General features: G+C 62.0%; 18 protein-coding genes and 1 other RNA gene. 9 read left to right on the forward strand and 10 right to left on the reverse strand.

The window, feature by feature from the left end:
- Positions 1-9: 9 nt before the first annotated feature.
- Entirely contained in the window at positions 10-2,700 is a 2,691-nt protein-coding gene (aceE, locus tag V6M89_RS10680; RefSeq protein WP_332853167.1) for a pyruvate dehydrogenase (acetyl-transferring), homodimeric type, read from the reverse strand.
- 237 nt (positions 2,701-2,937) lie between these two features.
- Between aceE and folD the strand changes: the two genes are divergently transcribed.
- The 6 genes from folD to V6M89_RS10710 all read left to right on the forward strand — a co-directional run bounded on the left by folD (position 2,938) and on the right by V6M89_RS10710 (position 8,865).
- Positions 2,938-3,783 carry a bifunctional methylenetetrahydrofolate dehydrogenase/methenyltetrahydrofolate cyclohydrolase FolD gene (folD, locus tag V6M89_RS10685; RefSeq protein ID WP_332853168.1) on the forward strand — a complete coding sequence of 282 codons (846 nt, stop codon included), beginning with the start codon at positions 2,938-2,940 and terminating at the stop codon, positions 3,781-3,783.
- Between the two features lie 102 nt (positions 3,784-3,885).
- Complete coding sequence (locus tag V6M89_RS10690) at positions 3,886-5,958, forward strand: M3 family metallopeptidase (RefSeq protein ID WP_332853169.1); 2,073 nt, start codon at positions 3,886-3,888, stop codon at positions 5,956-5,958.
- A 2-nt stretch (positions 5,959-5,960) separates the two neighbouring features.
- Positions 5,961-6,563, forward strand: coding sequence for a glutaredoxin family protein (locus tag V6M89_RS10695; protein WP_332853170.1), 603 nt, complete (start codon positions 5,961-5,963; stop codon positions 6,561-6,563).
- A 116-nt stretch (positions 6,564-6,679) separates the two neighbouring features.
- The gene (locus V6M89_RS10700) at positions 6,680-7,105 is read left to right on the forward strand and encodes a DNA polymerase III subunit chi (RefSeq protein ID WP_116990531.1); all 426 of its coding nucleotides are present in this window, start codon (positions 6,680-6,682) and stop codon (positions 7,103-7,105) included.
- Positions 7,102-7,512 carry a hypothetical protein gene (locus V6M89_RS10705; protein WP_116990532.1) on the forward strand — a complete coding sequence of 137 codons (411 nt, stop codon included), beginning with the start codon at positions 7,102-7,104 and terminating at the stop codon, positions 7,510-7,512. Before V6M89_RS10700 ends, V6M89_RS10705 begins: the two co-directional genes overlap by 4 nt.
- A 213-nt stretch (positions 7,513-7,725) precedes the next feature.
- On the forward strand, positions 7,726-8,865 hold the full coding sequence (locus V6M89_RS10710) for a branched-chain amino acid ABC transporter substrate-binding protein (protein ID WP_332853171.1): 1,140 nt from the start codon (positions 7,726-7,728) through the stop codon (positions 8,863-8,865).
- Positions 8,866-8,929: 64 nt separating this feature from the next.
- On the opposite strand, the gene V6M89_RS10715 is transcribed toward V6M89_RS10710, so the two are convergent.
- Positions 8,930-9,250 carry a c-type cytochrome gene (locus V6M89_RS10715; protein WP_332853172.1) on the reverse strand — a complete coding sequence of 107 codons (321 nt, stop codon included), beginning with the start codon at positions 9,248-9,250 and terminating at the stop codon, positions 8,930-8,932.
- A gap of 162 nt (positions 9,251-9,412) precedes the next feature.
- On the opposite strand from V6M89_RS10715, the gene V6M89_RS10720 reads away from it, so the two are divergent.
- Entirely contained in the window at positions 9,413-9,634 is a 222-nt protein-coding gene (locus V6M89_RS10720; protein WP_332853173.1) for a TIGR04438 family Trp-rich protein, read from the forward strand.
- Positions 9,635-9,726: 92 nt separating this feature from the next.
- Here the strand turns inward: V6M89_RS10720 and ilvD are convergent, their stop codons facing one another.
- Positions 9,727-11,589 (reverse strand): dihydroxy-acid dehydratase, encoded by a 1,863-nt coding sequence (gene ilvD / locus V6M89_RS10725; protein ID WP_332853174.1) that lies wholly within the window; start codon positions 11,587-11,589, stop codon positions 9,727-9,729.
- A 146-nt stretch (positions 11,590-11,735) separates the two neighbouring features.
- On the opposite strand from ilvD, the gene V6M89_RS10730 reads away from it, so the two are divergent.
- Both V6M89_RS10730 and lgt read left to right on the forward strand, forming a co-directional pair.
- Positions 11,736-12,632 (forward strand): LysR family transcriptional regulator, encoded by an 897-nt coding sequence (locus V6M89_RS10730; protein WP_332853175.1) that lies wholly within the window; start codon positions 11,736-11,738, stop codon positions 12,630-12,632.
- The gene (gene lgt, locus V6M89_RS10735; RefSeq protein ID WP_332853176.1) at positions 12,626-13,471 is read left to right on the forward strand and encodes a prolipoprotein diacylglyceryl transferase; all 846 of its coding nucleotides are present in this window, start codon (positions 12,626-12,628) and stop codon (positions 13,469-13,471) included. Before V6M89_RS10730 ends, lgt begins: the two co-directional genes overlap by 7 nt.
- Before the next feature lie 84 nt (positions 13,472-13,555).
- Here lgt and V6M89_RS10740 read toward each other — a convergent pair whose 3' ends face one another.
- The 7 genes from V6M89_RS10740 to V6M89_RS10770 all read right to left on the reverse strand — a co-directional run bounded on the left by V6M89_RS10740 (position 13,556) and on the right by V6M89_RS10770 (position 21,319).
- Entirely contained in the window at positions 13,556-14,374 is an 819-nt protein-coding gene (locus V6M89_RS10740; protein ID WP_332853177.1) for a sulfite exporter TauE/SafE family protein, read from the reverse strand.
- Complete coding sequence (locus V6M89_RS10745; protein ID WP_332853178.1) at positions 14,374-14,841, reverse strand: EVE domain-containing protein; 468 nt, start codon at positions 14,839-14,841, stop codon at positions 14,374-14,376. Before V6M89_RS10745 ends, V6M89_RS10740 begins: the two co-directional genes overlap by 1 nt.
- A 75-nt stretch (positions 14,842-14,916) precedes the next feature.
- Positions 14,917-15,097, reverse strand: a non-coding RNA gene (gene ssrS, locus V6M89_RS10750) — 6S RNA.
- Between the two features lie 46 nt (positions 15,098-15,143).
- Positions 15,144-15,455, reverse strand: a complete 312-nt coding sequence (locus V6M89_RS10755; protein ID WP_332853179.1) for a cell division protein ZapA — start codon at positions 15,453-15,455, stop codon at positions 15,144-15,146.
- The gene (locus V6M89_RS10760) at positions 15,452-15,766 is read right to left on the reverse strand and encodes a hypothetical protein (protein ID WP_332853180.1); all 315 of its coding nucleotides are present in this window, start codon (positions 15,764-15,766) and stop codon (positions 15,452-15,454) included. Before V6M89_RS10760 ends, V6M89_RS10755 begins: the two co-directional genes overlap by 4 nt.
- A gap of 44 nt (positions 15,767-15,810) precedes the next feature.
- Positions 15,811-18,654 (reverse strand): beta-galactosidase GalA, encoded by a 2,844-nt coding sequence (gene galA / locus V6M89_RS10765; protein ID WP_332853181.1) that lies wholly within the window; start codon positions 18,652-18,654, stop codon positions 15,811-15,813.
- 73 nt (positions 18,655-18,727) lie between these two features.
- The gene (locus tag V6M89_RS10770) at positions 18,728-21,319 is read right to left on the reverse strand and encodes a TonB-dependent receptor (RefSeq protein ID WP_332853182.1); all 2,592 of its coding nucleotides are present in this window, start codon (positions 21,317-21,319) and stop codon (positions 18,728-18,730) included.
- Positions 21,320-21,360 lie beyond the last annotated feature (41 nt).

Here is a 21,360-nt window from a genome sequence, read left to right on the forward strand (position 1 = left end):
CCGTTCTAATTATTGGGTCACCGGATTTGGCTTGTTGGCGTTCAGGCCGTACTTGACGACTGCCTGCTCCACCACCTTCGCGTCGATCTTGCCTTCTTCCGCCAGCGATTTCAGCGCAGCGACCGTGATGTAGTAACGGTTCACTTCGAAGAATTCACGCAGCGCGGCGCGGGTGTCCGAACGGCCGAAACCATCGGTGCCCAGCACGCGGTAGGTGCGGTCTTTAGGAATGAAGGCGCGGATCTGTTCAGCAAACGCACGCATGTAATCGGTCGTCGCAACGATAGGGCCGCTCGTATCCTTCAGCAGCTGCGCCACGTACGGCACGCGTTGTTCCTTGGTCGGGTTGACCAGGTTCCAGCGCTCTGCGTCCTGGCCGTCGCGGGCCACCAGCGTCAGCGATGGAGCGGACCACACGTCGGCGGCGATGTTCCAGTCGTTCTTCAGCAGTTCGGCCGCGAAGATCGATTCACGCAGGATGGTGCCGGAGCCGATCAGCTGCACGCGCTGCTTGGCTTTCTCGTCGCCTTTCTGCAGCAGGTACATGCCCTTCAGGATGCCCTCTTCCTGGCCAGGCTTGATGCCTGGGTGTGGATAGTTCTCGTTCATGATGGTGATGTAGTAGAACACATCTTCCTGATTTTCCACCATGCGGCGCAGACCATCCTGAACGATCACGGCGATTTCGTGACCGAAGGTCGGATCGTAAGGCATGCAGTTCGGTACAGCCGCTGCGAACAGATGGCTATGGCCGTCTTCGTGCTGCAGACCTTCGCCGTTCAGCGTCGTGCGGCCGGCGGTGCCGCCCATCAGGAAGCCACGGGCGCGCATGTCGGCGGCGGCCCATACCAGGTCGCCGATACGCTGCATGCCGAACATCGAGTAGTACGTGTAGAACGGGATCATCACGCGGTTGTTGGTCGAGTACGAGGTCGCCGCGGCGATCCACGAGCTCATACCACCGGCTTCGTTGATACCCTCTTGCAGGATCTGGCCGGCCTTGTCTTCGCGGTAGTACATGACCTGGTCTTTATCGACCGGCTCATACAACTGGCCTTGCTGGTTGAAGATACCAACCTGGCGGAACAGGCCTTCCATACCGAAGGTACGCGACTCATCGACCAGCACCGGCACGATACGCTGGCCCAGGCTAGGATCTTTCAGCAGCGTGGTCAGGATACGCACGAAGGTCTGGGTGCTCGATACTTCGCGGCCTTCTGCGGTCGCATCCAGCACGTTCTGGAAGGCGCTCAGTGGCGGCACAACCAGCTTCTCGTCGGCTTGCATGCGGCGGGCCGGCAGGTAGCCGCCCAGCGCTGCACGGCGCTCGTGCAGGTACTTGATCTCCGGCGCGTCGTCGGCAGGCTTGTAGAACGGGATGTCGGCCAGTTGGTCGTCCGGAATAGGGATCGAGTAGCGGTCGCGCATTTCGCGCACGGCTTCGTCGGTCAGCTTTTTGGTGTTGTGCGCGGTGTTGCGCGCTTCGCCGTGCTTGCCCATGCCGAAGCCCTTGATGGTTTTCACCAGCAGGACGGTCGGTTGACCTTTGTGTTCCTGTGCAACCTTGAAGGCGGCATAGATCTTGTGCGGATCATGGCCGCCGCGGGTCAGGCGCCAGATGTCGTCGTCGGTCATGTTGGCGACCATCTCCAGCAGCTTAGGGTGCTTGCCGAAGAAGTTCTTGCGCACGTAGGCGCCGTCTTTGGCCTTGTAGTTCTGGTATTCGCCGTCGATGGTTTCCATCATCACTTTGCGCAGGATGCCGTCTTTGTCCTGCTTCAGCAGCGCGTCCCAACCCGGGCCCCAGATGACTTTGACGACGTTCCAGCCGGCGCCGCGGAAGTCCGCTTCCAGCTCTTGAATGATCTTGCCGTTGCCGCGCACCGGGCCGTCCAGGCGTTGCAGGTTGCAGTTGACGACGATGACCAGGTTGTCCAGGTTCTCGCGCGCGGCCATGCCGATTGCGCCCAGCGATTCCGGTTCGTCCATCTCGCCGTCGCCGCAGAATGCCCAGACTTTACGGTCGGTGGTGTCGGCGATCGAGCGCGCGTGCAGGTACTTCAGGAAGCGCGCCTGGTAGATCGCCATCAACGGGCCCAGGCCCATCGACACGGTCGGGAACTGCCAGAAGTTCGGCATCAGTTTCGGGTGCGGATACGAGGACAGGCCCTTGCCGTCGACTTCGCGACGGTAATGGGTCAGCTGCTCTTCGGACAGGCGGCCTTCGAGGAAGGCGCGGGCGTACACGCCTGGCGAGGAGTGGCCCTGGATGTACAGCAGGTCGCCGCCGTGGTTTTCGCTCGGCGCTTTCCAGAAGTGGTTGAAGCCGATGCCCAGCATGTTGGCCAGCGAGGCGAACGAGGACAGGTGGCCACCGAGGTCGCCGTCGACGCGGTTGGCCTTGACGACCATCGCCATGGCGTTCCAGCGCATCCACGAGCGCAGCTTCTCTTCGTATTCCAGGTTGCCTGGGCAATGGGTTTCGAGGTGGGCGGGGATGGTGTTGACGTAAGCGGTATTGGCGGAGAACGGGATGTCCGAGCCGCTTTGGCGGGCCAGGTCGATCAGGCGTTCCATCAGGTAGTGAGCACGTTCAGGGCCCTCTTGTTCCAGCACTGCGGCCAGTGCGTCCAACCATTCTTTGGTTTCTTGCGAATCAGGGTCGGTGTTTGCCGTTACCTGGTCAAGTTGAGCTGACATGTATTAAGTCTCCTGAGTTTGAGTGCTGAACTAACGCTGATTATTTACCAATACTTCAATGCCGTGTGCGATTCTAACAGCACTTTTCCGCTTTTTCAAATTACGATACGTCATTTCGTATCGTGAAATCTCACCATGGGAATTTTGTGCGTCGCAGCATGACTAAGCCGTCGGAAACGAGGCGCGGGGCGCGCTGCGGCTTTATAATCCTGCTTTCCTCTCCAACCTGGTTAAATCATGCCTGCTCAACTGATCGACGGAATCGCCCTCTCCCAAAAACTGCGCGCGGAAATTGCTGCACGTGCTGCCGCCCTCACCGCCAAAGGCAAACAGCCCGGCCTGGCCGTGATCATCGTCGGCGACGACCCGGCCAGCCACGTGTACGTGCGCAACAAGGTCAAGGCTTGCGAGGACGCCGGTTTCTATTCGTTGAAGGACCAGTACCCTGCCGACCTGAGCGAAGCCGCGCTGCTGGAGCGCATCGCCGCGCTGAACGCCGATCCGGCCATCCACGGCATCCTGGTGCAAATGCCGCTGCCCAAGCACATCGACCCGCACAAGGTCATCGAAGCGATCTCCACCAAGAAAGACGTGGACGGCTACTCGGTGCTGAGCGCCGGCGAGCTGATGGCCGGCCTGGACGGTTTCCGCCCGTGCACGCCGTATGGCTGCATGAAGCTGATCGAAAGCACCGGCGTCAACCTGCGCGGCAAGCACGCGGTGGTCATCGGCCGCAGCAACACCGTCGGCAAGCCGATGGCGCTGCTGCTCTTGCAAGCCAACGCCACCGTCACCATCTGTCATAGTGCGACGCTGGACCTGGGCCTGTACACCCGCCAGGCCGACGTTGTTGTGGCCGCAACCGGCCGCCGCAATACGCTGACCGCTGATATGGTGAAGCCGGGCGCGATCGTCATCGACGTCGGCATCAACCGTGACGACGCGGGCAAGCTGTGCGGCGACGTCGATTTCGCCGGCATCAAGGAAGTGGCATCGCACATCACGCCGGTACCAGGCGGCGTGGGCCCGATGACCATCACCATGCTGCTGATGAACACCGTCGAAGCGGCCGAGCGCACTTAACCCGACAAGTCGGGGTCTGACCCCGCACGGGGTCAGCCCCCTGTCGCCGCCGTGCGGGGTAAGCGATTCCCGCGAGCGTACGTAACCATTATTGGAACTGATATGACTACAGATAACCCGCTTCTCGACTTTTCCGGCCTGCCGCGTTTCGATGCGATCAAGCCCGAGCACGTCACCCCGGCCATAGCCTCCCTGCTGGCCAAGAGCCGCGCCGTGGTCGAGCAACTGGAAGCGCCGTCCGAGCAGGTGACGTGGGATAACTTCGTCACCCCGCTGGAAAACGCCACCGAGCTGCTGGGCCGCGCCTGGGGCATCGTCAGCCATCTGAACAATGTGGTCGATACGCCCGAACTGCGCGCCACCTACAACGACAATCAACCGAAAGTGACCGAGTTCTGGACCGCGCTGGCCCAGAACGAAGCGCTGTTCGGCAAGTACAAAGCGCTGCGCGCGTCGGCCGGCTTCGACAACCTGTCGCCGGCCCGCAAGCGCATCATCGACAACGCCGTGCGCGATTTCCGCATGGGCGGCGCCGAACTGCCTGCCGATAAAAAAGAACGCTTTGCCGACATACAGGAAGAACACGCGTCGGTCTCGACCCGCTTCTCCGAAAACGTGCTCGACGCCACCAACGACTACAAGCTGCTGGTGGCCGACGAGGCCGATCTGGCCGGCCTGCCCGCCGACGTGAAGGCCGCCGCGCGCGCCGCCGCCGAAAAGGAAAGCAAGGCAGGCTACGAATTCTCGCTGCACTTCCCGTCCTACTTCCCTATCCTGCAATTCGCCGACAAGCGCGAACTGCGCGAGACCATCTACCGCGCCAACGCCACCAAGGCCTCCGAGCAGGGCGAAGTGTTCAGCAAGAAGGAAGACTGGGACAACACGCAAAACATCGTCACGCTGCTGAAGCTGCGCGACGAGGAAGCCAAGCTGCTGGGCTACAAGAACTTCGCCGAAGTCTCGCTGGTGCCGAAGATGGCGCAATCGCCGGACCAGGTGATCGCCTTCCTGGAAGACCTGGCCAAGCGCGCCCGCCCGTTCGCCGAGCAGGACCTGGCCGAACTGAAAAAATTCGCACAGGAGGAACTGGGCATAGCCGAACTGAAAGCCTGGGACATCCCCTACGCTTCCGAGAAACTGCAAGAGCGCCGCTACGCCTTCTCGGCGCAGGAAGTGAAGCAGTACTTCCCTGAACACAAAGTGGTCGACGGCCTGTTCCGCCTGATCCAGAACCTGTTCACGGTCGAGATCAAGCCGGACGACGCGCCGGTATGGCACAAGGACGTGCGCTTCTTCCGCATCGAACGCAACGGCAAGCTGATCGGCCAGTTCTACCTCGACCTGTACGCGCGCGCCGGCAAGAGCGGCGGCGCCTGGATGGACGACGCCCGCGGCCGCCGTGCCGAGGAAGAAAAAGTACAAACCCCGGTCGCCTACCTGACCTGCAACTTCACCGAGCCTGCGGTGGTGGATGGCGTCGCACAACCGTCGCTGTTCACGCACGATGAAGTGATCACGCTGTTCCACGAATTCGGCCACGGCCTGCACCACATGCTGACGCAGGTGGACGAGCTGGGCGTATCCGGCATCTCCGGCGTCGAATGGGACGCGGTGGAACTGCCGTCGCAATTCATGGAAAACTTCTGCTGGGAATGGGAAGTGCTGGAACACATGACCTCGCACGTCAGCACTGGCGAAGCGCTGCCGCGCGCGCTGTACGACAAGATGCTGGCCGCGAAGAATTTCCAGTCCGGCCTGCAGACCTTGCGCCAGGTGGAATTCTCGCTGCTGGACATGCACCTGCACTACGACTACGACGCCAGCACCGGCCAGACCGTGCAGCAACTGATCGACGAAGTGCGCGCCAAGTTCGCGCTGATCGTGCCGCCGGCGTTCAACCGTTTCCAGAACTCCTTCGGCCACATCTTCTCCGGCGGCTACGCGGCGGGCTACTACAGCTACAAGTGGGCCGAGGTGCTGTCGGCCGACGCCTACGCCGCGTTCGAAGAAGCCAAGGCGCTGGGCCCGGAGGCCACCACCGCAACCGGCAAGCGCTATCTGCAGGAGATCCTGTCGGTAGGCGGCTCACGCCCTGCGCTGGAATCGTTCACGGCCTTCCGTGGCCGCGAGCCCAGCATCGACGCGCTGCTGCGTCACAGCGGCATGGCGGCCTGATCATGAAGCGGCTGGCCGCCCTCACTATCGCGCTGCTGTGCCTCGGCACGGCCAGCGCCCAAGTGTACAAATGGGTCGACGACAAGGGCGTGACCCACTACAGCGACCAGCCGCCGCCGCCATCGGCGCCGACCAAAACAAAAGTTGAAGTGAAATCGTTTTCCACCGGCGGAGCTTCGGTGGAGCTGCCGCAGGAACTGGCCGACGCCGTACGCAACCGCCCGGTCACGCTGTACACCACGGCCCAGTGCGACGGCTGCAGCAACGCCCGCGCCATGCTGATGGCGCGCGGCATACCTTTCAATGAAAAAACCATCACCACCGTCGACGACCAGCTAGCGTTGAAGAAGGCCGGCGGCAACGGCCATCTGCCGCTGCTGTTGGTCGGCCGCAGCAAGCTGACGGGCTTCGAACAGAACAGCTGGGATGTGTTGTTAAGCGACGCCGGTTATCCGCTGGAAAAACGCTTGCCACCGAATTATCAATATCCGGCGCCGGTTTCCGCCGCGCCGCCACCAGCACCGCCACCCGAAGCGGTGCGCCCCGTGCCGGAGCTTGCCAAGCCCCTGCCACCGGTCAATGCGCCACCCGGCTTCCAGTTCTAGAATTGGCGTTCGGTAGCAACATCGGTGCCAGCGCCAAAAATAATTTTCGAATAAACTGGGATCAGGCGGCACCTTGCCGCATGCACTTCCCCTCTACAGAACAGATCAAAACAGCTATGACACGCATCGATTTCCACACCAACGTGCCGGACAAAATCGCCTATGCCTGCCGCCTCGTGCGCAAGGCCTGGGGGGCGAACAAACGCGTGGTGCTAATGGCAGACGATGAGGCGCAACTGGCAGAACTTAACGCGGCGATGTGGACATTTTCCCCTGCCGACTTCCTGCCCCATGTGCTCGCCGGCGATGCACTCGCCGCGCACACGCCAATCATTCTCACGGACAACGATGAGGCAGAATTACCACACAAAGATTTATTGGTAAATTTGTCGCGCCGCGCGCCTTCCGGGGTCGCGCAATTCGAGCGCATGATCGAAGTAATTTCCTCCGATGAGGATGACGCGGCCGCAGGCCGCAAGCGCTATGTCGCATACAAGCAGCAAGACTATCCACTTACCCACTTTGTCACAGGAAAATCATGAGCCAAGCCCAATCGTTTGACGCCAGTATCCCTGTATTGACGGAAGTCCTGAAGGCCGAGCCGCTGGGCGATGAACTGCTGCCCGGCGAGGCCGCTTCCGGTACCCGCTCCACCTTGTCCAAGCGCGCTGAAATGGCGGCCGAGCTGGAAGCCGACGCCATCGACAACTGGAGCGATGCCGAATGGGCGATGATGGAGCATCGCCTGTCCGAACGCATCATGCACCAGCTGCAATCGCGCGTCGATTTCGTGCTGGAGCAGCGCATCAAGGATTGCATGGCCGAAGTCCTGACCCACGCCCTGCACGGCCTGACCAACGAAATCCGCATCGGCCTGCACGACACCATCGAGAAAATCGTCGCCCGCGCCGTCTCGCAAGAGCTGACGCACCTGCAGGCCAAAAAGTAAGAATTCCCCTCCCGGTCCGTTCCCATTTCTGGTGCACGGACCGCACTCTCCCAGCGCGGCGCGCATCAAAACCGGGAAATGCCACTTAAAAGTGCGAATCCCTGCGAATCTCCCTTTGCGATAAGAATAATTTGTTGTACCTTTTGGCCTTGCAGAAAAAATTCTGCGGCGTTCATGAGACACCGTCGCTTATTCAACCACTGGAGAATGCATATGCAGTTCAAGACCAAATTCATTCCACTCGCCATCGCACTGGCTTTTGCTGGCAGCGCCGGCGCGCAAGAAGTGATCAAGATCGGCCACGTCGCGCCGGTCTCCGGTCCGTCCGCGCACCTGGGCAAGGACAATGAAAACGGCGCCAAGATGGCCGTCGAAGAATTGAACGCCAAAGGCATCAAGATCGCCGGCAAGCCGGTCAAATTCGTCCTCGTGCTGGAAGACGACGGCGGCGATCCGAAACAGGGCACGGCGGTCGCGCAGAAGCTGGTCGATGCCAAAGTCAACGGCGTGATCGGCCACCTGAACTCCGGCACCACCATCCCTGCCTCGAAGATCTACTTCGACGCCGGCATCCCGGAAATTTCGCCAGCGACCACCCAGACCAAATATACGCAACAAGGCTTCAACTCGGTATTCCGCGTGGTCGCCAATGACGCCAAGCTGGGCGGCACGCTGGGCGGCTATGCAGTCGGCAAGATGGGCGTGAAGAAAATCGCCGTCATCGACGACCGTACCGCCTACGGCCAGGGCGTGGCGGAAGAGTTCATCAAGGGCGCCAAGAAGGCGCTGCCAGGCGTGCAAATCGTCGGCAAGGAATTCACCACCGACAAGGCCACCGACTTCAACGCCATCCTGACCACCATCAAGGGCAAGAATCCCGACCTGATCTTCTTCGGCGGCATGGACTCGGTAGGCGGCCCGCTGCTGCGCCAGATGAAGGCGCTGGGCATCCAGGCCAAGTACATGGGCGGCGACGGCCTGTGCACCGAATCGCTGCCTAAGCTGGCCGGCGCCGACGCGGTCAAGGTCGTTACCTGCGCCGAAGCCGGCGGTGTGCCGCCTGAGCTGCAAAAGAACATGGACGACTTCCATGCGCGCTACAAGAAGAAGTACAACATGGACGTGCAACTGTACGCGCCATACGTGTACGACTCGGTGATGACGATGGCTGCCGCGATGCAGGCCGCTAACTCGGCAGAGCCTGCCAAGTACCTGCCGTTCCTGCAAAAGATCAAGTATCAGGGCGTGACCGGCCTGATCGAGTTCGATGCCAAGGGCGACATCAAGGATGGTTCGCTGACGATGTACAACTACAACAACGGCACCAAGACCATTACCTCGGTCATCAAGTAAAGCATGCACCACCAATAAAAAAACGCGCCGATGGCGCGTTTTTTACTTTCTACTGCGGCGCTGATTATTTCTGCGCCAGCACCCATTTCACCAGGGTCTTCGCTTCAGCATCGGTCACTTGCGGATTGGCTGGCATCGGGATCGCGCCCCAGGCGCCGGAACCGCCCTTGATCACTTTGGTGACCAGCTTGGCTTCCGCGTCTTTCTGGCCGGCGTACTTGGCGGCGACATCCTTGTAGGCAGGGCCGACCAGCTTGGTGCTCACGGCGTGGCAGGCCAGGCAGTTCTTGGCTTTTGCCAGGTCCATGCCCGCGTCCGCCATCGCGGCTTGCGACGCGAATGCCGATGCGACCACCATGCCAACCATCATCAAATTACGTTTCATTGTCTTCTCCAGGTAAGTGCTACTCAATTCTGCCAACAATTCTACCGTGTTTTCCCAGTGCACATTAAACGCCATACCGCATATGCCCGTTGACCAATAATAGAATATTGCTGCCCGTAAAGCCATTTTCTTTGTAAGATGACGTAACTGGAGGAACACATCATGCCTATCATCTTGGTGATCTTGGCCCTGTGCGGGCTGCGGTATTTTGAAGTGTGGAAGTTCGCCCTGCTGTCCTGGTGGTGGATTATCGGGCTGATGGTGTTCGCCTTCGTGTGGTTCGAGTTCCTGGAACCGATGCTGGGCCTGGACAAACGCAAGGCACACGACGAAGACGAAAAGCGCCGCAAGGCGCGCGTGAAGCAGAATTTCGACAAGAAATAATAACGTGTCATTCCCGCGTAGGCGGGAATCCATACTGAGCCACCAATTCGGCGCTCTATGGATTCCCGCTTTCGCGGGAACGACGCGAGACCTTAGCGCTTGATCTGCGACAGATCGCGCACGGCGCCGCGGTCGGCCGACGTGGTCAGCGCCGCGTAGGCTTGCAGCGCCTGCGACACATAGCGCTGACGATTGACCGGCTTCCACGCCGCATCACCCTTGGCCTCCATCGCCGCGCGACGCGCCGCCAGGTCGGCATCGCTGATGCGCAGGTTGATGGTGCGGTTCGGGATATCGATATCGATCATATCGCCCTCTTCCACCAGGCCGATCGCGCCGCCCTCCGCCGCTTCCGGCGAAGCATGGCCGATCACCAGTCCCGACGAACCACCCGAGAAACGGCCATCGGTCAACAGCGCGCAAGCCTTGCCCAGGCCCTTGGACTTGATGTACGACGTCGGATACAGCATCTCCTGCATGCCAGGGCCTCCCTTCGGACCTTCGTAGCGGATGATGACCACATCGCCTTCATGCACGGTATCGCCAAGGATGCCTTCAACCGCGGCGTCCTGGCTCTCGAACACGCGCGCCTTGCCGCTGAATTTCAGAATGCTCTCATCAACGCCAGCCGTCTTCACGATGCAGCCGTTCTGCGCCAGGTTGCCGTACAAGACAGCCAGGCCGCCGTCCTGCGAATAGGCGTGCGCCTTGTCGCGGATGCAGCCGGTGCTGCGGTCGGTGTCGAGCGCATCGTAGCGTTCCGATTGCGAGAACGCCGTCTGCGTCGGCACGCCGCCAGGCGCGGCGCGGAACAGCTGGTGCACGGCAGGGTCGTCGCTGCGCTTGATGTCGTTGCGTTCGATCGCATCGCCCAAGGTCGGCGCATGGATGGTCGGCAGCGAGGTGTCCAGCAAGCCGGCGCGCGCCAGTTCGCCCAGGATCGCCACGATGCCGCCGGCGCGGTGCACGTCTTCGATGTGGTATTTATCGGTCATCGGCGCGACCTTGCACAGGCATGGCACTTTGCGCGAGATGCGGTCGATGTCCTTCATGTCGAAGTCCACTTCCGCTTCGTGCGCGGCGGCCAGCAAGTGCAGCACGGTGTTGGTGGAACCACCCATCGACACATCCAGCGCCATGGCGTTTTCAAACGCGGCCTTGCTGGCGATGGAGCGCGGCAGCACCGAGTAGTCGTCCTGCTCGTAGTGGCGCTTGGCCAGTTCGACGATCAGGCGGCCGGCGCGCAGGAACAGCTGTTCCCGGTCCGAGTGGGTGGCGACGATGGTACCGTTGCCCGGCAACGCCAGGCCCAGCGCCTCGGTCAGGCAGTTCATCGAGTTGGCGGTGAACATGCCCGAGCAAGAACCGCAGGTAGGACATGCCGAACGTTCGATCTCGGCGACGTCCGCATCGCTGACCGACTGGTCGCCGGCCTTGATCATGGCGTCGACCAGATCGAGCTTGATGATCTTCTGTTTGCCGTCGACCACCTTGATCACCTTGCCCGCTTCCATCGGGCCGCCGGAAATGAACACCACCGGAATGTTGAGGCGCATCGCGGCCATCAGCATGCCCGGCGTGATCTTGTCGCAGTTGGAGATGCAGACCATCGCATCGGCGCAGTGGGCGTTGACCATGTACTCGACCGAATCGGCGATCAGGTCGCGCGACGGCAGCGAGTACAGCATGCCGCCGTGGCCCATGGCGATACCGTCATCGACGGCGATGGTGTTGAATTCCTTGGCCACGCCGCCGGCCTTCTCGATCTCGCGCGCCACCAGCTGGCCCAGGTCCTTCAGGTGCACGTGGCCGGGTACGAACTGCGTGAACGAGTTCACGACAGCGACGATAGGCTTGTCGAAGTCGCCGTCCTTCATGCCGGTCGCGCGCCACAGGGCGCGGGCGCCGGCCATGTTGCGGCCGTGGGTGGTGGTGCGTGAACGGTATTGCGGCATGATGTTTCTCCAATGATAAAGGCGGGCTTAAGACCGCTGTCGTAGCATGACAGATTGCCTTTCCCCTGCCCCGGTGTCAAATATAGTATTTTCGACTCTGTGAGTCGTATAAAATATCACTGGATAGAATTTCAACAGTAAACCATATGAATATCGAACTGCGGCAACTACGCTATTTCGTCACCGTCGCCGAGGAACTCCACTTCGGCAAGGCGGCGCTGCGCCTGCACATGACGCAGCCGCCGCTGTCGCAGACGATACAGGCGCTGGAAGAGTTGCTGGGCGCCCCGCTGTTCGAGCGCAACCGCCGTGGCGTGGCGCTGACGCCGGCCGGCCTGGCGCTGCTGCCGGAAGCGCGCCGCATGCTGGCGCAGTCGCAGGAGCTGCCGCAACTGGTGCAGCGCGCCGCCGCCGGCGAGGTAGGCAGGCTGACGCTGGCCTTCATCTCGTCGGCCGACTACAGCGTGCTGCCGCCCTTCCTGCGCGCCTACCGCGCCGCCTATCCGCAAGTGCAGATCACGCTGCAGGAGGCCACCTCGGACCTGCAACTGGACGACCTGCTCAACAACCGCATCGACGCCGGCCTGCTGATCCCACCGCTGCCAGACAAAGCCAAACTGGTGCTGGACTACCTGCCGGTGCTGAGCGAGCCGCTGGTGCTGGCCCTGCCGGCCGGCCTGCTGAAGAAGCAAGGCAAGCTGGCATTGGCCTCCCTGCCGCCACTGCCGTTGATCGTCTTCCCGCGCGCGATCTCGCCGGCCTTGTACGACGCCATCCTGTCGGTGTTCCGCGACGCCGGCATCACGCCGGAGATAGGCCAGCAGGCGATCCAGATGCAGACCATCGTCAGCCTGGTATCGGCGGGCATGGGGATGGCGCTGGTGCCGCAGTCCGTGTCCAACCTGATGCGGACCGGGGTAGAATACCGGGCGCTGCGCGACGCCACGCCGCTGGTCGAAACCGGCCTGGCCTGGCGGCGCGACAATGCCTCCCCGGTACTGCGCGGCTTTTTGGAATTATTAAGAAAGAACACCCTATGCTGATACACCCGATGCCCGATCCGATCGCCCTGCAACTGGGGCCGGTGGCGATCCACTGGTACGGATTGATGTACGTCCTCGCCTTCGCCATGTTCATCACGCTGGGCCGCGTGCGCATCAAGCAGCCGCACATCGCCGCGCAGGGGTGGAAGAAGGAAGACCTGGACGACATGCTGTTCTACGGCATGCTGGGCGTGGTGATCGGCGGCCGCATGGGCGAGGTGCTGTTCTACCGCCCCGGCTATTTCTTCGCCAATCCGATCGAGATCCTCAAGGTCTGGCACGGCGGCATGTCCTTCCACGGCGGCTTCCTCGGTGTGCTGATCGCGATGGCCGTGTGGGCGCGCAAGAGCGGCCGCAATCTGCTGGACGTTTACGACTTCATCGCGCCGCTGGTGCCGCTGGGTTACGCCGCCGGCCGCCTGGGTAACTTCATCAACGCCGAACTGCCGGGCCGCGTGGTCAGCGACCAATCGCTGCCGTGGGCGATGCTGTGGCCGGACACGACCTATCCGCTGTCGCCGAATCCCGTGTTCCTGCAAGGCCTGCGCCATCCGTCGCCGCTCTATCAGTTGTTGATCGACGGCCTGGTGGTGTTCGTCATCCTGTGGCTGTACTCGCGCAAGGAGCGTCCGCGTCTGGCGGTCGGCGCGACGTACACACTGTTGTACGGCTGCGCGCGATTCTTCACCGAATACTTCCGCACGCCGGACTGGGAAACCACCTTCCTCGGCATGCCGATCACCTCGGGCCAGGTGCTGTCGCTGCCGATGATCATCGGCGCGCTGGCGATGCTGGTGTGGGCCTACACGGTCAAACAGAAAGGCCGCGCGCCAATCTAAAACCCGGGGTCAGGTCCCCCATTAGAGCATGAGCTCGACTAGTACAGCCGAGCTCATGCTCTAATGGGGGACCTGACCCCGGATTTAAGCTAAGGCCTTGCGCAGCATGTAGGCGGCCAGGCCGTAGAGTACGACCGCGAAGATTTTCTTGAGGGTCTGCACCGACAGCTTGTGTGCGGTGCGCGCGCCCAGCGGCGCCAGGGTTACGCTGGCCGCCGCGATCACCAGCAACGCCGGCAGGTAGATGAAGCCCAGCGAGTATTCGGGCAAGTCCGGCGTGCCCCAGCCATAGTAGATATTCGACAGCGTGCCCGCCAGCGCGATCGGGAAGCCCAGCGCCGCGCTGGTCGCCACCGCGTTCTGCATCCTGACGTTACACCAGGTCATGAACGGAATCGACAGGAAGCCGCCGCCCGCACCCAGCAAGCCCGCCACCAGGCCGATCACGCCGCCGGCGCCGAACATGCCAAGGTTACCCGGCAGGCCGCGCTGCGCAACGCCTTCCACGACGACCGCCTTTTTAGCGAACAGTATCTGCGTGGCGGAGAAGCCCAGGAACACGCAGAACAAAATCGCCTGGCCCGCAGGACTCATTTGCTTGGCGATCCAGGGCCCGCACCAGGCCCCGAGCAATATGCCGGGCGACAGCAGCAGCGCCACTCGCCACAGCACAGCACCGTGCAGATGATGTGCGCGCACCGACGACATCGACGTAAACAGGATCACGCCCAGCGACGTCGCCACCGCCATATGGATGTTCACGCTGTCGGGAAAACCCTTGGCGCTGAAGATCATCGTGATGAACGGCACCAGTATCATGCCGCCGCCTATGCCCAGCAGGCCTGCCAGGAAGCCGCCCACGGCACCCATCAGCAGCAGGACCAGTACCAGGCCAATATCCATCAGGCGCCTTTCTTCAGCAATTTGACGATGGTGTTCCACTGCGCCGCCGTCACTGGCGTGATCGACAAGCGGCTGCCTTTTTGCAGCACCACCATATCCTCCAGCGCCGGTATGGTGCGCATCTCGGCCAGCGACAGCAGCCGGGTTTTCTGCGTGCCCTGCACGTCGACCGAGATCCAGCGCGGCTGCTCCGGCGTGGCCTTGGGGTCGTAGTACTTGCTGTCCTTGTCGAATTGCGTGGCGTCGGGATAGGAGCCGCCCACCACTTTCGCCAGGCCGGCAATGCCGGGCTCCGGACAACTGGAGTGGTAGAACAACACACCGTCGCCATCCTGCATGCCATCGCGCATGAAGTTGCGCGCCTGGTAGTTGCGCACGCCGAACCACGGCGTGGTCTGCGCGGGCGACGCCATCACGTCGTCGATGCTCACTTCATCAGGCTCGGATTTCATCAACCAATATTGCATGGGTGGCTCCCAGTAAAAACGTCCAGACGAAAAAAAGCGGCTGCGCACTCACATGCTTGCAACCGCTTCTTAGTATAAGGCCCCGCCTGTGCCGTCTTTGCCGGCATCCCGAACCAAACGGTTCAAGGTGGTCACAGTTAGTTCAATTTCGGGTTCATCGGACTAGCGACGCTCACGCCCATCGAACAAAATTCCGCAACCGGTGCACATAAATGGTTCAAGGAATATATGGCAATCGCGAACACCGCAGGGTGAAACGAAGTTTACTCTCTTGTCCGCCGCAAAGGAAGGAGTTTAGCGAATTAAAACAGGGTTTCTTGCGGCGTCAGCGCGCTATCGAGCACTTTGTGCATGGCGCTGATCTTCGTTTGCACTTCCAGTATAGACATGTCGGACAACGGTCCCACCGGCGATTTCACCGACAGGAACTCCGCCGCCATGCCCAGCGCCGCCATCACGGCGATGCGATCATTGCCCTTGACTTTACCGCCGTCGCGTATCGCCGTCATCTTCTTGTCCAGGAAGGCCGCGGCCTCGCGCAACGCGCGTTCTTCGTCTTCCTTGACGACCAGCCGATACGGCGAACCCATGATGGTCACATCCAGCTGTATCATCGTGCGTCCTCGTTTTCAGGCTGTTCTTCCTCTTCGGCGTCGCCGTCGAGCGCGGGGATTTTTTCCAGCAAAGCCTCGACGCGGCCGGTCGCCTCGCTCAACTTGCGCTGATAGCCCATGTTCTCCACCACGAGGGCGGCATTAGCCTGACGCAATTGTGCATTTTCCCGGCGCAGCGCGTGGGTCATCTCGGCCAGCTGGTCGATTTTGTCGGATAGTTCTTGGAAATCTGAAATCATCCCGCCACTATAGGCAGCGCGCGGAACGCCGTCAACCGAATCGCACGCCCGGCCCGCATATTTGGCGGGCAAGCGTGCGATTTATTTCCTCACTGTCAACGTCGCGGAAAAAATTGCTACTTTGCCAGCAAGCGTGGCGTAATGCTCACATAGCCCTCGATGCCGCTGGCCTGGCCCGGCTCCGCCTCGACGATCACGTTGATTTCGCGCTTGCCGGCGCCGGCCGGCAGCGGCAGCTCGAACGCCGCCAGCGCGTAGCTGTCCTTCTTGCCGATCAACTGGCCGTCCAGCCAGACCTCCGCCTTGCCGCGCACACCGGCGAAGCGGATCGTGCCACTGCCGTCGGACAGGTTCTTGCGCGGCGTGAAGCTGGCGCGGTACAGGTGATACTTCGCGGCGGCCGGCGCGATCATCGGCGGCGATCCCCAGCCCCAGGTGTTCATGTCGAAGCTGGCCAGCTGCTGGTTCGGGTCGGGACGCTCGGCGCTGTCCGGCGCGATGCGCCAGCTGCGCACGAAGGTCAGCGGCGCTTCGGCCGCCGCCACGTAGGGCTGGGCCGGAACCGTCTTGACCGGAATGCTGATGTGCGCCGGCGCCAGGCCGGGCGCGGTGGCGGTCACGCTGATCGCCTCCGTGCCGTCGTAGTCGGTCTGCACGATCAGCTGTGCCAGACCGTTGAACAGGCGGCGCGTCGCGCCCTTCTCGTCCTCGTGCGAGTTAGGATCGCCGTTGCCATGACCGATGGAGCGGCCACCGCCCGTCACCGCAAACGTCACCTGCGCATCGGCCAGCGGCACAGCGCGGCCCTGCGCGTCCAGCGCGCGCACGGTGACCGGCATCGCATCGCGGCCGTCCCCGGCCAATTGTGCGCGGTCCGGCAGCAGCTCCAGCGCCACGGCGGCGCCGGTGGTCTCGACCGCCGTGCGCGTGACTTCCTTGCCGCCGTTGTAGCCGATCGCTTCCAGCTTGCCGGGCGCGTAGGCGACGTTGAAGCTGTTCATGCGGTACGGGTCCACTTTCTGTTCGCCCAGCAGGCGGCCATTCAGCAACAACTGCACGCGCTCCACGTTGGCCATCACCATGACGCGGATATCCTTGCCTTCGCTGCCGCTCCAGTTCCAGTGCGGCGCGATGTGGATCAGCGGACGATCCTTGATCCACTGCACCTGGTGGATGTAGTAGGCGTTCTTCGGGAAGCCATTCAGGTCCATGATGCCGAACACCGAGCTGACCGAAGGCCATTCGTTCGGCGTCGGTTCGCCGCGATAATCGAAACCGGTCCAGACGAAGCCACCCGCCACATATGGGCGCGTGGCGATCGCCTGCCAGGCGTCGCGATGGGTGTTGCCCCACTCCGCCGCATCGTCATCGTAGCTGGCGATCAGGTTCTTTTCGCGGACAGTCTTGAACTCGCCGCGCGTCATATAGGCCGACGTGTCCTCGGAGCTGGTGAAGGGCTTGTTCGGATAGGCCTTGTGATAGCGGTCGTAGTCCGGCACCTGATAGTTGGCGCCCACCACGTCCACCGCGTGCGACACATTCAGGTCCGTCAGGAAGCCGCCATTCATCGCGGCCGTCACCGGGCGGGTATCGTCCAGCGCCTTCACGGCGGCCGACATGCGGCGCACCATTTCGTAGCCCACTTCGGTGGCCTGCTCCGGTTCCTCGTTAAACACCGACCACAGGATCACGCCCGGATGATGGCGGTCGCGCTTGATCATCCACTCCAGCTGCCGCATGTAGTCCGGCGATGGATTGAAGTTGCGGTTCTCGTCCATGACGACGAAGCCCATGCGGTCCACCAGGTCCAGCACTTCGGCCGCCGGCGCGTTGTGCGAGAAGCGGATCGCGTTCACACCGAGTTCCTTCAGCCGGCGCAGGCGATACTCCCATACGGAATCCGGCACCGCCACGCCAACGCCTGCATGATCCTGGTGGATGCACACACCCTGCAATTTCACATGCACGCCATTGAGGAAGAAGCCCTGCGCCGCATCGAAGCGGATGGTGCGGAAGCCGGTATTCAACGACACCTCGTCGAGCGGCCTGCCATCCTGCAGAACGCGCGTCGTCACGCGATACAGATTGGTCTTCTCCAGCGACCACAAAGCCGGATTGGCGATGGCCAGCGGCACCTGCACGGTATTCGTGCCGAGCGCCATCACGCGCGCGGCCGCGCTCTGGCGGGCCACCTGTTTGCCGGCAGGGTCGAACACCGACACTTCCACCGTCACGCCACTGGCCTGCTTGCCGCTATTGTTCAGCGTGACCTCCACTGGAATAGTCCACTGGTTGCCCTTACCCAGGCGAGGCGTCGCATGTACGCCGTCGGTCACGATATGCACCGGATCGCGCTTGACCAGCCACGCATGGCGATACATGCCCGCGCCCTCATACCACCAGCCTTCCATGGCCTCCGCATCGGCGCGGATGGCGATGGTGTTCATCGCGTCGCCGTAGCGCAGATAGGGCGTGATGTCGATATAGCTGGAGTTGTAGCCGGACCAGTTGCGGTTCACCACATTGCCGTTCACCCAAACAGTGGCGTGGGTGGCGATGGCGTCGAACTGCAATTCAAAATGGCGGCCGCGATCGGCCGCGTCCACCCGCAGGTAGCGCCGGTACCAGCCGATGCCGCGCGGACGATAGCCCTGCGAGACATTGGCGTTGGGATCGAACGGACCTTCAACCGCCCAGTCATGCGGCAGGTCCAGGTGGCGCCAGTCGGAATCGTCGTATTCAGTACCGGCCGCGCCGGCGGCGTTGCCGGCCTTGGCGTTGCCGTAGGATTCGCCATGCCCCTTGATCGGCGGCTGGACGATATCGCCCAGGTGGAACAGCCAGCCGCGATCCAGCGACAGCCGTTCACGCCCCGGCGTTGCAGCCTGCGCGGCCACGCAGGCCGTCAGCAGAAGAACGGCGGAACACAGCCGCCGCCAGTTGAATGTGGTCGATTTCAATCCGCGCCCCCTTAATAAAAAAACGGAGCAGCGCCATCACGCACCGCTCCGCTAAAACCACGATAAAAACAGATTACAGCTTGAACGACAGACCCAGGTTGAAGCGGCGGCCAAACTCGGTCACTTCCTGCTGTACAGGGATGTTCGCGCTGGTATAGACCGCCTTCTGGTTGGTCAGGTTGTCGATACCGAAGCGCAGCTGGACATTCGGCGTCAGTTGCTTGGCCAGGTTCAGCGTCAAGTAGGTTTCGGCTTCATTCTCGATCAACTGGCCGGCGCCCCAGGTTGGATTACGCACGAAAGCACTGTGGTAGTTGGCGGAGATGCGCGCCTCGTAGCCTGCCTTTTCGTACCACAGCGTCACGCCGCCATTGCTCTTCATCAGACCTTCGATCGGATAAGGATTCACGCTCGGCGTTTTCTCGCGGATGTTACTGGTGGTGTAGGCGTAGTTGCTGGCGATGCCCAGGCCGTCGAACGGTGCAGGCAGCGAAGTAAAGGCCTGCTGGTACACCAGTTCCACGCCGCGGATGTCGCCGCCGTCGCCGTTGACCGAACGGGTGACGGTGGCTGGACGGCCGTTGACGGTGGTGGTGTCGCTGGTGATGGCGATGTAGCGCGACACCTTCTTGTAGAACGCGCCAGCCGACAGCAACGAGTCTTTGCCAAAGTACCACTGGTAGACCAGGTCGACCTGGTTGGCCATCATCGGCTTCAGCTCCGGATTGCCGGCGCTGCCAGTAATCGGCTGGGTGGTATCCGTGACCACGTTCAGGTTGCGCGAAGAGCGCATCTCGTCCAGCGGCGCCCGCGACATGGCGCGCGCCACGCTGAAGCGCACCTGGTGCTGCTGTGCTTCGTCCATGTTGAAGATCAGGTTCAGGCTAGGCAGGATCTCGTTGTAGGAGGTGCCGCCTTCCACCGCCGTCGGCGCGGCGCCGTTCAGCGACTGCATGCCGTAGCCGGTCTGCGTGGTGTGCACCAGGCGCACGCCAACATTGCCGCGATAGGTCTTGCCGAAGGCTACACCGTCCAGGTCACCCTGTACAAAGGCCGAAGTGCTGCGCTCCTTGACCTTCCAGCCGGACAGCAGGTCGTTCTGCGTCTGCGGGCGGCCGTCAGGATTGAAGGCATCCGCGCCGAAAGCCGCCGCCGTCGAAGCACCGAAATCCTTCAGTGCGATATACGATGGGAAGCCGCTGACGTTGACCGTCTCATAGGCCGATGCAGGAATCGCCGCCGTTGGATTGAGCTGCCAGGTAGTCTGGCGATAGCTTTTCTCGCGGTCGGTGGCGCGCACGCCCACTTTCAGGCGGCTGATGATGCTGCCCTCGATCGGACGCGATGCGTTCAGGCTCACCGCGTTCAGCAGATCCTTGATATGGCCGTCGGTATCGACGTACAAACTCGGCGCGCCGAAATTGGCCGGGTTGCCGGTGTCCATGCCGAAGTTGTAGCTCTGGTGCTCGTTGCCGGTGAAGTCCCAGGTGATCGTGGTCGGGTTGTTCGAATACTGGCGCACGTCGCGCCACTGGCTGCTGCGCATCGCGTGGGACGTGGACAGGTCGCTCTCCACCTTCCAGTCGCCGACGTTGAACTTGCCGTTGATGCCGCTGGCGGCAACGCTGGTGTCCTGTATCCACAGGTAGTCGTTGGTGACCACGCCGACGTTCTTCAGCGTGCCGCCGGCGACGTAGCCGTTGCGGATATCGAGGTTGCTGAAGTTGCCCGACTCGTAGCCGTCCCAGTTACCCAGGTCGCCGGTCCAGTGCTGCAGGCCCGGCTCGCGGATCGCGGCCTTGGCGTAATAGCTGTCGGCGGTGATCAGCGCATCGTTGGACGGTTTCCATTCGACCTTGCCCAGCAGGCTGGTACGCTTGTCCTTGCCGCGCTTGACTTCGTCCTGGAAGCCCCACGGCGTCTTGTCTACCTTGCCGTCGCCGTTCAGGTCAGCCGAGTGGTCTTCATTGAAGCCCCAGTGGCGCACGTTCTTCTGCAGCGAAGGCTGGTCCTGGTAGCTGAAGGCCAACGCCACGCCCAGCGTCTTGTTGTTGAACTGGTCGATGTAAACACCACCCAGGCGCGGCGCGGTCTTGTCGGCGCCGCCGATGTCCTTGGCCAGCGCGTAGTACAGCGCATCCGCCTTCAACGAAACCTGGCGGCCCGAATACTTCAGCGGCGAGACGGTCTGCAGGTCGATGGTGGTGGCGATGCCGCCTTCTGCCAGCTCGGCGTTCTGCGTCTTGTAGATGGTGGCGCCGCTCAGCGACTCCGATGGGAACTGCTCGAAACGCACGGCGCGGTTAGGCTCCGACGAGGCCAGTTCACGGCCGTTCAGCGTGGCGCCGATGAAGCGCGGGCCCATGCCGCGCGCGACGATCTGGCTGGCGTTGCCGCGATCCAGGCCGGACGACATGCCCGGCAGGCGCGCCAGCGATTCGGCGATGGTGGTATCCGGCAGCTTGCCGATGTCTTCCGACGAGATCACTTCCACGATGCTGTTCGAAGCTTCCTTCGCGGCCAACGCATTACGCACCGAGGCGCGGATGCCGGTGACGCTCACTTGCTGAATGTCGGTTGCGGCTTCCTGGGCAAGCGCTTGTTGGACCAGCATAGGGGACGTGAAAAGCGTGGCGATGAGCCAGCTCATTTTTTTGTGCTTCATGTGCATCTCCAGTGTTGTTTTGGTTCCGTCTCTGATTAACG

The organism is Duganella sp. S19_KUP01_CR8 (assembly GCF_036688705.1).
Lineage (GTDB): Bacteria > Pseudomonadota > Gammaproteobacteria > Burkholderiales > Burkholderiaceae_D > Rugamonas.